This is a genomic window from Candidatus Villigracilis sp. (assembly GCF_057083605.1).
In genome coordinates this window covers 1-12436 of sequence record NZ_JBXMTI010000011.1, presented here as the reverse complement: position 1 = coordinate 12436, position 12436 = coordinate 1, and the positions used below count along the sequence as shown (strand labels likewise).

Sequence of the window (12436 nt, the reverse complement as noted above, 5' to 3'; positions counted from 1 at the left end):
CGTCGGGGGCGAGCGCGAGCGCGCGACCGGCCTCGGCCGTGGCGAGGGCGGGGCGGCCGGCGCCCAGCGCCCAGCGCGCCAGCGCATAGTGCGCCCAGAGCAGCGTGCGCAGGGTCTCGGGGTCGCGCGGCGGCGGGCCGAGCGCGGCGTCGAGCGCGCGCCAGAAGGCGTCCTGGCTGGCCACGGCCGCGACGTCGCCAGGCGGCGGGCCGGCGGTTGCCGGCAAGAGCACCAGCCAGCCGGCGGCGGACGCGCGCGCGCCCAGACGCGCCGGGTCGATCCACACGTCCGGCTCCAGCAGCACGGGGCGGTAGCGCGACGCCACCAGCAGCGCTTCGGGCGGGACTACCTTAAATAAACGACGTGACAGCCCATTAGCTGAGGTCTTTTCACGTACGGGCATTGAGCGTTTTAATCTTAACGCGCGGCGCATGACGGATGTTGCTGCAATTCGCAGATTTGCCAAATTGTTGCACGAGAACAAGATTGATCTTGTCCATGCTCAGGATCAGGATACGATTATCTATGCTGGATTGGCGCGCCGTTTATTTGGGGTTCCGTCATTATTGACGCGCCATGTATTGGATGAGCCAGCCATCACATGGAAAAAAAAGGTGCGGGCGAGGATGGTATTTTGGTCTGCTCGTTACGGTGTTAATGGGGTTGTTGCGGTTTCTGAAGTAGTGCGTCAGCACTTTTCCAGGCAGGCGGGCGTGCCGTTGGATAGAATTCATACGATTTATAATGGTATTGATTTTGAGAAGTTTGATACTGGCAAGCATCGAAATGAGTTTCGCGCAGAATTGGGATGGGATGTGAAACGCCCCATTGCCATCTTTATTTCTGTGATGCGTTCGGGCAAAGGCTTTGAAGTGCTCTTTGATGCGATTCCAAAAATTAGAAGAGTTATACCTGATTTTCAAGTGAAGCTTGTCGGCAGTGGCAAACTTGAAAGTGAATTACGATTTCAGGCTGCACCTTTGGATGACGCAGTTGATTTCTTGGGGCAGAGAATGGATATTCCCCAGCTTCTTGGCGCAAGTGATATATTAATCCAGGCCTCATGGAGTGAGGCACTTCCCACAGTCTTGATTGAAGCCGGAGCCGCAGCAGTTCCTGTTGTTGCTACAAATGTGGGTGGGACGGCAGAGATTGTCCAGGATGGCGAAAGCGGTTATATCATCGCTCCTGGAGACTCGAATGCTCTTGCAAATCGCACTTCTGAGATATTGCTTTCCCCGGATTTGGGATCCAAGATGGGAGCGTCGGCTCGCAAGCACGTATCAAAAACATTTAATCTCGAAAAACAGGCAAAAGAGACTATTGCACTCTATGAAAAAGTAATTGCAGGCACCTCATGAAAATTCTTTACAGTTTGCCTCATCCAGCAGATCGCTTGGGTACTCATCAGGCGGGCCACGTGATTCGTGCCACCGCCATTACCAATGCCCTCCAGAATCTTGGAAATGAAGTGATTCGTATCGAGGCGGCTGCTGGGAAAACTTCACAAACCTCGGTGGGGTTTTATCGTGGAGTAATTAAACGCATCCTTCCACGCTCACTTGCCATGGTAATTCGCGACGCGGCTCGTATCAGGTATGGCCGGGGATATGCAAAACGCTTAATAGAGGCCGTTCATAAAGACAAGCCTGACGTGATCTTGGAAACACACATTGCCTTTAGTCTGGCTGGGAAGATTGCTTCGGAACAGACTGGCGTACCTCTGGTCCTCGACGATTGTGCACCAGCCTGGGAGGAGGAACAACAGTATGGAGTTGGATTAAAACATTTTGCGCGCAGGATACATCGTGAGGTGACCGGTCACGCCAGATTGCTCGTTGCGGTTAATAACACTTTACATCATTACCTGCTGGATGAAGGTGTTCCGCCCGGGAAAGTGATTACGGTGGAAAACGGTATCGATCAAAATTACTTTCACCTGAATATGGGAGGGAGTATCCGTCGAAAACAATACGACATCCCCGATGATACATTAGTGTTAGTCTTTGTGGGTTCCTTTCAGCACTACCATCGAGTGGATCTGCTGCTAAGGGCCTTTCGGCAATTGAAGACGGTTCAAAAAATGCATTTGCTTCTTGTGGGGGATGGGCAGACTTTCAGGGAATGTGAAGCATTGGCGGTGCAACTCAATTTAATGGACAAAGTTACTTTTACGGGTAGGATACCATATGAAGATGTGCCTTCCTATGTGGCATCTGGCGATATTACCATAATGCCCGCCACGAATAATTATGGCAACCCAATGAAGGTATATGAATATATGGCGCTTGGGAAAGCAGTGGTGGCTCCTGATCAGCCTACCATTACAGAGATTGTAACGCACGGTGTGAATGCTTATCTGTTCGAGCCTGAAAACATATACGAGATGTCACAGGCATTGGAAAAACTGGCTTCTGATCCTGGATTGCGAAGAGCGCTTGGAGCCGCGGGAGCCAAACTTGCGGCTGAGTTCACATGGGAAAAACGAGTTGCCCCTTTGCTTGACATCATGAAAGAAGTGATTGACCCAAATGCTCGGGGCAAGAATTAAGAAATTTTGGCCCAAGAATTTGGACGCAAACCATAAAAAACAGCAAGCGTTATTCATTCCACGGTTGCACCCCAAGAGTATTGGGGGGACGAAAACCCGCTTCCTAGTGACAGCAACGATTAAACACTCCAAGTTTGCGGACGCTTAAATGTAATTAATGTGAAATGTTAACGACCCCTTTTTAACTTCTTTTGAAACTAAATAAGTGTATAATACTACTTGAAACCTTGCAATTTTGTTAGGAAAAAGGTGCTAATACATGGAAATTAAGTTGTACTTACGAATGATTCAGCGCAGTTGGTGGGTTGTTGCACTAACCGGATTGTCGGCTGTGCTTGCGGCGCTTGTTTCTGCTTACTCAACCACGCCGATCTATACCTCCTCCACAAGGTATATTGTTTCTCCAAACCCCTCGTACTTGGGTGGAGGAGAGGTCGACTATAACTTGATCTATAGTCTTGATACCCTCGATAAGCGCACCATTATTACTACTTATGCGGAGGTGCTTAATAGCCCCAGAATTTTTAGTGAAACAATTCAGTCAATGGGCTATACTGACGCTCAACTGGCAGAGTATACCTATTCGGCGGTCGTTTTTCCTGAAACGAATATCATTGACTTTACTATTACAGGATCTGATCCCGAGATAGTAGTCAGGTTGGCTGCGACCGTGGGGCAAAATGCGGTCTCTTACGTTGAGAATTTATATCAAATATATGATATGGGGCTTTTGGATCCCGCCTCGATACCTACTGAGCCAATTTCGCCTCAACCATTACGCGACGCAGGCGTTGCGCTCGTTGTGGGCCTGACTTTGGGTATTGGATTGGCTTTAGTGCGGGAATTGCTTCGCACTCCCCTTGTCAACTTCCTTGAACAAAGGAAATACGATGAAGCATCCCTAGCGCTCAAAAGAACTTATTTCCTTGAGACTTTAAGAGATGTTGCATTTGCCCCAGTTAACGACCTTTGTTTATGCTATGTCCACTTGGAGGGCTTGCGGGATTATTTACAAGTATTGCCCCAGCCAACCTTGCAAAACATTCTTCGGCATGTATCACAGGTTCTTAAGAATCAATTGCGGGGTAATGATTTGGTTGGAAGGTGGGATGATATGGATTTTTCAGTTTTACTGTCCGATACATCAGGCCAGGCTGCCTGGAATACGATGAGTCGCGTTCAGGCGGCACTTTCGGTCCCGATTATTGTTGACGTTTCCGGAGAGGATCTTTATCTGATGCCAAGGATCGGTATTGCCGAATATCGTGTTGGCGATACTGTGGAATCTTTCATTGAGAACACCAATTGGGCGCTGGAGATCGCGAAGACCGATGGAGGCATGTACCTCTTAAAGGCTACAGAACCAATCTAATCAGGCAGGTTGAAAAGACTCTCGTTATGGCTACTACTCAATTGTTAACTTCGGCAAAGCCTGGTCTTCGAACCTGGCTGGCGCAAATGCAGACTGTTTTTACGCCTCTTGCCGTTGTTTTGGGAGTTGCGGCGGGAGTGCTGGTTGTCATATTCGGCCAGCCATATTACATAATGATGGGACTTCTTGGTATTGTTGTGCTTTTTCTGTCCCTGCTCTATGTCGAATTCGGGTTGGTCGTGTTAATTTTTATTTCATACACGCGCTTTTCTGATATAGCAATTCAGTATCAGGGCCTTCCTTCTTTTGCGAAACCTTTTTTGGTTATTCTTATTTTTTCGATCCTCCTTCGTTGGGTAATTTTTCGTGAACGCCCAACCGGCTGGGAATACCCGGCTCTTCTTTTTGGACTTTTGAGCTTGACCGGAATTGCGTCCCTGATTTACTCCCCTGTTCCCGACCGTGTTTTAGCCCGACTGCTAGATGATGCGAAGGACACAATAATTGCACTTGTCGTTGTGATTCTTCTTCAGACCAACCAGGCTTTTCGGCGCACTATTTGGACCCTGATCACTGTCGGCGTTTTTTTAGGAAGCTTGACCGTGTTCCAGTACTTTACTGGCACCTTTGATAATATTTATGGCGGCTTTGCCATCAGCCTGCAACATCAGATTATCGGCGAAATCGACGATTATCGCGCGACCGGCCCGATGGAGGATCCAAACTTTTTTGCGCAGATCATGGTGGCTTTGGCGCCAATATCGCTGGAGCGTTTCCTGCACGAGCGGAAATGGCGTTTGCGACTGTTTGCGCTGTGGGGTGTGATAGTTTCGATCCTCACTATTATCCTGACATATTCTCGGGGGGGATTGCTCGCATTGCTGGCGGGGTTGTTTGTCCTGTTCATTGTTTACCCCCCCAAGCGAAAGCATGTGCCGGTCATCATTTTTTCCATGGTTGTACTATTCTTTTTTCTCCCTCCAAATTATCTTGATCGACTGTTTACATTAAAAGCGTTCTTTGCACCTCAAAACACTTCGCGAATCGAAGAGCGTTCACTGCAAGGCAGGTTGAGCGAAAACCTAACTGCCCTGGAAATGATTAAGGCAAACCCGTTGTTTGGCGTTGGGTTAAATAGCTATAAATACCTTTTCCCGATTTATTCGAAGAAGCTCGGTATCGCCTTGGTGGCCACGGAACGCGAGGCTCATAACATGTTCCTGGAAGTAGCTGCTGAAATGGGTTTGATCGGATTTATTGTGTTTATTGGGCTCTTGACCGCAGCCTTCCGCTCAATCTTAAACGCCAGAAATATATTTCTTGCCACTGGTCAAACGGATTATGCCTGTATGGCTACCGGACTGTTTGCCAGTCTGTTTGCGTATCTTACTGCTGCCGCCTTTATTCATAATGCATTTCCCCGATTTTTCTACTTGATTCTTGGACTTGCATTTGCAATGGATTACGCCCGTCGTAATTATCCAGTTAGTTTTTTGGCTGATAGGGCAGACTAACGTTATGTTCGGCGTTGTTTTTTGGGTAAGCATCGCGCTTGTAGTTTATGTGTATATTGGCTATCCTGTGCTCATATTTCTTTTGGCGAGGCTTGGTAAACCACTGAGATTCTCGGATGGATTTACACCAGTGATAACCCTGATTTTTGCCGCCCACAATGAGGAAAAGGTGATTGAGCAAAAATTGGAGAATTGTTTTGCCCTTGATTACCCGAAACACAGACTTCAACTCCTTGTTGCTGATGACGGGTCTATCGATGAGACAGTTGAGATTGTGAAAACATACGCCGATAGAGGCGTTGAGTTGGTTTCTTTCCCCCAACGGCGAGGTAAGTTATCTGCTTTGAATGACGCTTTCAAACAGGCTCGGGGTGAAGTTTTGTTATTTTCGGATGCCGATAATTTTTATCCGCCAAATGCATTGATCGAAATTGCCAAATATTTCGCCGACCCGTTGGTGGGGGCGGTATCCGGGGGAAGGGATGTGATTGGTGCCAGTATTCTTGGGAAGGCGGAAGGTTTGTACTGGAAATATGAGGAATTCATAAAAAACAGCGAGACAAAGTTTGGCAGTTGTGTTGGCGTGGCCGGTGATTTATTGGCAATTCGAAAAAGTCTGTTCATGCCTCCTCCTTCCCATATCATAAATGATGACTTTTACATGGCTCTAGGCGTTATGAAACAGGGATACCGGGTAGTTTATGCGCCCGAGGCACGCTCTTCCCATCCTGTTGCAAAGTCGGAGCAGGGTGAAATTGAGAGGCGGGCGAGAATGGTTGCGGGACGTTATCAAGCTATGTTTTTAGGTTGGAGAATGCTCCCTTTTTCAAACCCCGCCGCCGTTTGGCAGATTATTTCACATAAATATCTGAGGCCTCTTGTACCTTTTGCCATGATAGCGGCTTTGGGAGCCAATTTTGCCGCACTGTTCTCAGAAAGTAGTGCGACCAATCCGGCTCTTTTGTTTCTTGGGGAACCTTATGGAAGTGCTTTGTTCCTTGGGCAGATAGTATTTTATCTATTGGCTGCGACAGGCACAAGGTTTAAGGCGGGCGGGATGTTGGGAAGGATCTTGTATCTTCCTACATTCCTTGTCAACAGCAACCTGGCCGCGTTGATAGGGTTATATCGTTATTTTTCATCCACACAAACCGTACTATGGAACAAGGCTGCACGACCGTAGCTGAATATTTGAAAGGAGACGTGCCCTTAAGCAGGCACAATTTCGTAATGAAAACAGCAAAACCCCTTACCTTCCTATTATTGCTCGCCGTTTTGACGATGTATGTGGTACCTGTCCAGGCCTCTGTATCGGCCTTGGAGGCAGGCTTGACTTTTAGAGATCTTGGCTTGGAGTCAGACATAATCTTGCGGGGACCCTATGACGCTGATAGTATTCGTTTCGATCTTCCTCCATCCTGGGCCCTGCGCGACGAATCCACTCTATGGCTTGAAATAACCACTTATATTGTGGGTGCGGACGGAGCGGCCACATCCACGGAAGGGACCCTGGATGCTGCTAACGATTATCTGGGTGGTGTCCTTGAAGTGTACTTTAATGACAAGTTGCAGGAGAGCATCCCATTAACCAGGGGCGAAGGTATTACCTATACGATTCCGATCGCTCTTGCTGATCTTACCTCTCCCCAGGATACTGGCTGGCACAAAATTTCTTTCTTCCTTGATGCAGCCATTGATTGCGATTTGGAATTTCATAAAACAACTGTTGTTATTAGTCCGAATTCCGAGGTCAATCTCACGTATGAGGAGACACCTCCTAATTTGAACTTGCATCGCCTGCCATGGCCGATCTTTCAGGAACGCGCCAAGACACTGGATCCAGTTTTTGCAGTCCTACCGACATCCCCCACTTCAGACGAAGTACAGGCTGGCTTGACGATTATGGGAACTTTTGGAAGAATGACATTCGGCCGGCTTCCCATAAAAATGATAACAGAAGATCAGTTATCCAATGAAGCGCTTGAAAACTCCAACTTGATCTTTGTTGGCAAGCCATCGTCATTTTCTATCATCCAAAACGTGAATGCGCCTCTTCAGTTCAGTAACAGCGGATTTTCAGCCTCTGAAGTGAGTCAGGATGATGGCGTTTTACAAATGATCACATCACCATGGAATCCGACAAAAACAGTTTTGATGGTAAGTGGAAATACAGATCAAAGCGTGGTAAAGGCTGCTCAGGCGTTATCAACCGGCAATATTCAAACCGGTTTACTGCCCACCTATTCTGTGGTTAGGCAGGTTAACGCTCTATCGGGACCTGGAGTGTTGGTACCTGGCGCCGTTCAGATTTCCACTACCGATTTTACATTTGCCGACCTTGGGCAGGATTTCGTTACAGTCAATGATCTGGGTGAGAATTATCTCGCATATGAATTCGTAATACCCCAGGGCCAGCTTCCTGCGGAGGGCCCATATCTTGAATTGCGATATACCAATTCTGTACTGGCCGATCCTGACACGTCGGGAATTGTTGTATATATGAACGAAAATTTAATTGGGAGCGTTAAATTTTTCGCGGAAAACACTGGTCTATCGATAGCGAAAATCGACCTCCCTCCAAGCGCGATCCGTCCAGGGTATAACATACTGGAAGTTGTGGTCAGTCTGATTCCAATCAATGAATGTTTGACGGTTTCCTTCTCCGGCGTATGGGCAACAATTCATCCAGATTCATTGATTCATCTTCCACTGACGCCGGCGTCAGATACCCCGTTTGCCGAGGACAATATAAACTCATTTCCATTTCCCTTTGCAGGCGATCCAACATTTAGTTCGACCGCTTTTGTGCTATCTGAGGATGACCGGGCGTCATGGGGCGTAGCGGCTAATTTAGCCTATAGCCTGGGCGCGCTCACACCCGGAGCGATTATGGCACCCGAAACATTTTTCGACTCTCAGCTACCAGAAAATTATCAGGAGAATCATTTGATCCTAGTTGGAACTCCTGCTGATCTATCGATTGTCTCGCAGCAAGAACTAAAAGAAGTCCTCCCGGCTTACTTTGAACCGGGTCAGAACGTTGCCATTTTGGAGACTCAACAAGTAATTTACCGCATATCAGATCAGAAGGCACTGGGATATCTTGAGTTGGCCCTGTCGCCGTGGCGGGACGATAAGGTGGTATTGGGGATATTCGGTACAACTGGCGAGGGTCTTGGGTTCGCAAGCGCTGCCCTCACTGACCCGCAAAAAAGAGAGACTTTTGTCGGTAATTTTATTACCTTGGATGGTGATAAGGCAATCGTCGTTGACACAAAAACAGGTTTGGGTACTGGAAGGGTTGAGCCCACCTTGGGAACGGATACGGTATCCCAGGAGGAGAACATTGCTCCAGTAGAGGATTTTGTGGCCAGGCAGGAAGCCATGCGCCGAACAATTTTGTACATTTCGGCTGGAGTTGTTCTTGCGATGATTGCGGTTGTTGTTCTGGCTCTGCGATTACGCAAAAAAGCCTCCTGAGTGGTTGCTCTAAGGCGCGCGCCAGTCCCTTACGGCACTGTTAATTTAAGAGTATAGAATGCCTCAAATGAAACGCCTTGAAGGGCCGTTGAAGATTTTGCTCAAAACCGGAGTGCTCGAGCGTGTACGGTATCTTATGCCGGGTGCTCTTACGATTCTTAACTATCACCGCGTTGCAGAATTCATGGATGAGGCTACATTCAAACCAAATATCAGCGCTGATGCCGCATCTTTTGATCAGCAGATGGAGTATTTGAACAGAAATTACCATGTGATTTCCGGCGAGCATCTTGCAGCCTGGTTAAGGGGAGATGCCATTTTAGGGCCTAATTCTGCCATGATCACATTTGATGACGGATACTATGATAATTTTTCTGTTGCTTTCCCGATTTTGCGAAAATACGGTTTGCCTGCCACAATATTCCTGGCGACAAACTATATAGGCGGCAATACCCCGTTTGTTTGGGATTATGCGGCTCACTGTTTTTTCTTGACTGAAAAGACTTCAGCACACCTACCAATTATTGGTTTTGCTTCCTGGGAAAGCAAGGCCGTTCGTGATCATGTGTTGAACCGCTGGGTCAATCGCGTCAAGCGCTTTCCCAATGACGAGCGCTCGGAAGCCATGAAAGGACTCTCGGACGCGCTGGAGGTCACGATTCCGATGGGGGCGTTTGACGGACTTTATCTTAACTGGGATCATGTGCGGGAACTTGTAAAAAACGGGATCGAGATGGGCGCCCATACCGCTTCTCATCCCATTATGACGAGCATTTCTTTGCGGAGTGCCCGGGAGGAACTGGAAATATCCAGAAAAAAAATAGAATCTGAAACTGGCTTGCCAGTAGGGAGTTTTGCCTACCCGAACGGACAAAGCGACGACTTTTCTGTTGACATAGTGAACATTGTAAAAGAGCTTGGTTTTGAAACAGCGTTTACACTCCTTGCGGGTCCTACCTCCCGACGTTCAGTTCGTAAAAATCCACGCACTATTCGAAGGATCTTTATTGGACATTCCGATACTTTTCCCCGTTTTGTCGCGAAGCTTTCCGGGTTCGAGGCAATTTCTCAAATACAGTCAGGGTGGACAAAACGATAATTGATTTCGGGAAGCGATTTTTCCTTGATGATGTACCAGCGAATAAAATGCCAAAATATGATTCTGCATAAAGGCCTGTATTTTGCAATTGTGTTTTTGCTTGTGCTCACAGCCTGCAGTTCGTCGGGAAATGAATTGGCTTCGGATTACAAGGTACCGGACATGCCGGGCCCGTCGACGGTTGTAAACGGGACGATAGTGGTTACTCCTGTTTTATTGAATGACTACATGCCTAATCCTGGAATTGGCTGGCAGCATAGACCTGAAAAGACGGAAATTTCGGACTTTCCGGAAACGGTTTTCTATTCAAACCGCCGCCTTATCGGCTGGAAATTCTTAAACCCTCAGGAGGGCGTCTACAACTGGGCGCCTTTGGATAGTCAACTGAATGAAGCGGTTGAAGCGGGAAAACAATTTTCCTTTCGTGTCTATACCATGGTTGGCGAGGATTATGATGGACACATGGTCCCCGCCTGGGTGATTGAAGAAGGAGCAGGGCTCCTTGAAACAGGGGAGCCGGATTATTCGAGTTGCGTATATCAAGACGAGTGGGCCGACTTTGTCGAAAAACTTATACGACGATACGACGGCAACCCAGACATAGCTTTCATTGACATTTCGGGGTATGGGGATTTTAACGAATGGAGTTGGAGTGACGAGCAAACTGAGTGGGATGAAGCCTGGGAGGAAGATTATGTGCGGGGAAAGGCCTTGCCGGAAAATTTTCAAACTCTGGATGGGCAGGCAAGGAGAAGACTAGCTGATATGTTCATTGGCGGCACAAATAACGTACATGACTGCCGCGCTGTGGATGGGACGATTTCAACCGTTTCCTACTTTTATGATGGATTCCGGGAAACACAGTTGCTGATGCCTTACGCCGGAATTGTTCAATCCACCCAGTATGTTTATTCGCGCCGGGCGGATGTTGGTTTTCGGTCTGATTGCCTTGGCTGGAACACTGACCGATTAATGGAGAAGGTGGGGGACGAACTCCTGAAAATTTGGAAGACCGCTCCTGTTGCATTTGAGCTTTGCAAACCGGAAGATGTTTCTCTTGAGGAAGTCCAGAGCTTGACCGTGGAAGCCCACGCCACCCTCATTCACGACAATGAATGGAAGTTTTCGAATGATGTGCTCGTAGATTTAATGCGGTCAGTTGGGTACCGCTATTTCTTAAAAGAGGCGGATTTGAAGGTGACCGAAGATTCGATTGAACTTGGTCTCACTTGGCAGAACGTTGGATACGCACCCAGCTATCCGAAAATGGGACAGGAGTTTCAGTTGTATGCGCACGTGCTGAATAAGAATGGAGAATCCGTGATAACAGTGCCGCTTGATGCAGATATTTCATCCTGGATGCCCGCACTGAATTTGGATCAAACGCCTTTTCAATATAAAATCTCCCAATCCCTGCCGATCCCATCCAACATCGATGATGGGGAATATTTGCTTGGCGTTTCGATTCTAGACCTAAGACGCCAGATTCCGATCAATTTGGCGTTTGGTGGTCGTGATGTTCACGGAATTAATATCCTTTCATGGATCGAGATTCGTTAAGCCTATCCATGCCGGAGAGTGATGAGCAGATTATCACCAGGTTGACTCGCGCTTTGGAGAACTTGATTCCGGCAGCAATGGGAATAGATTTTAAGCTTGCACCGGAGCCCCCCCGCCGTTTTGATCGCCGTTACTCTTTTATTTTTCGATTTTGGGTAGTGGATTCTCTCGGCAGAAAGTCTCCATTGTTTGTAAAAATCCCTCATCTGGAAAGCATGACGACAATTAGTGAGGCCATTCAGTCAAGGTATCTGGGAGAGTATATAAAGAGGGAATATGAAGTCTTGCATACGATTGCGGATGTCATTCGGAAAGCAGGCCACCCGGACCTGATTGCTATTCAGCCCATGGGATATTCTCTTGATTTCAATGCGATTTATATGGAAGAACTTCAGATTTCCATGATGAAAAGTTATCTCCAAAAATGGATGATTCTCACAGGTAATGAACGGGAATGGAATAGATTTGACAAGCACCTGTATCTTGCCGCGACCTGGCTGAAAATCATACACGATTCTTTTCATGAGGGACGTTATACAACCTTGCAGGACCTATCCATTGAGGATCTGTTAAATGCTGAGTTGGGATCTCTTGAAAAAATGCTTGGAAGGCGCCTGACATCCCTTCGTGAGCTATTTTTTCGTGTCTACAGTTCGAGCAAATTGGTTCAAATTCCCGTTTCAACCTTGCATCATGATTTTCACCTTGGGAATATTTTTGTCACCGTGAATGGGTCGGTTGGTGCTCTTGATCCAAACTGGAAAGAAGGCGGCCCGGTTTATGAGGATCTCGCATCCTTTCTTATCGACCCAATGACTCGCAAAGTTCAGGTTCTGTCTCTTGGCGCACATTTTCGATCG

10 protein-coding genes are annotated in these 12436 nt (G+C 47.6%); 9 read left to right on the top strand and 1 reads right to left on the bottom strand.

Annotated elements, in window-relative coordinates; genetic code table 11:
- On the bottom strand, positions 1-403 hold a 403-nt coding region (locus AC14M5_RS01835), incomplete at its 3' end, for a hypothetical protein (protein WP_484027916.1).
- A gap of 28 nt (positions 404-431) precedes the next feature.
- Here AC14M5_RS01835 and AC14M5_RS01830 point away from each other — a divergent pair.
- From AC14M5_RS01830 to AC14M5_RS01790, 9 genes are all read left to right on the top strand, one after another.
- The gene (locus AC14M5_RS01830; protein WP_484027915.1) at positions 432-1361 is read left to right on the top strand and encodes a glycosyltransferase family 4 protein; all 930 of its coding nucleotides are present in this window, start codon (positions 432-434) and stop codon (positions 1359-1361) included.
- Entirely contained in the window at positions 1358-2551 is a 1194-nt protein-coding gene (locus AC14M5_RS01825) for a glycosyltransferase family 4 protein (protein ID WP_484027914.1), read from the top strand. Before AC14M5_RS01830 ends, AC14M5_RS01825 begins: the two co-directional genes overlap by 4 nt.
- 259 nt (positions 2552-2810) lie before the next feature.
- Entirely contained in the window at positions 2811-3923 is a 1113-nt protein-coding gene (locus AC14M5_RS01820; RefSeq protein WP_484027913.1) for a diguanylate cyclase domain-containing protein, read from the top strand.
- Positions 3924-3949: 26 nt separating this feature from the next.
- Positions 3950-5437, top strand: a complete 1488-nt coding sequence (locus AC14M5_RS01815; protein ID WP_484027912.1) for an O-antigen ligase family protein — start codon at positions 3950-3952, stop codon at positions 5435-5437.
- 4 nt (positions 5438-5441) lie between these two features.
- Positions 5442-6620, top strand: coding sequence for a glycosyltransferase family 2 protein (locus AC14M5_RS01810; protein WP_484027911.1), 1179 nt, complete (start codon positions 5442-5444; stop codon positions 6618-6620).
- 47 nt (positions 6621-6667) lie between these two features.
- Positions 6668-8917: a cellulose biosynthesis cyclic di-GMP-binding regulatory protein BcsB gene (locus tag AC14M5_RS01805; RefSeq protein WP_484027910.1), complete on the top strand. Its 2250-nt coding sequence runs from the start codon at positions 6668-6670 to the stop codon at positions 8915-8917.
- A gap of 67 nt (positions 8918-8984) precedes the next feature.
- The gene (locus AC14M5_RS01800) at positions 8985-10016 is read left to right on the top strand and encodes a polysaccharide deacetylase family protein (protein ID WP_484027909.1); all 1032 of its coding nucleotides are present in this window, start codon (positions 8985-8987) and stop codon (positions 10014-10016) included.
- Between the two features lie 57 nt (positions 10017-10073).
- Positions 10074-11576 carry a DUF4832 domain-containing protein gene (locus AC14M5_RS01795; protein WP_484027908.1) on the top strand — a complete coding sequence of 501 codons (1503 nt, stop codon included), beginning with the start codon at positions 10074-10076 and terminating at the stop codon, positions 11574-11576.
- Positions 11577-11629: 53 nt separating this feature from the next.
- Positions 11630-12436: hypothetical protein (locus AC14M5_RS01790; protein ID WP_484027907.1), on the top strand; the 807-nt coding region annotated here is incomplete at its 3' end.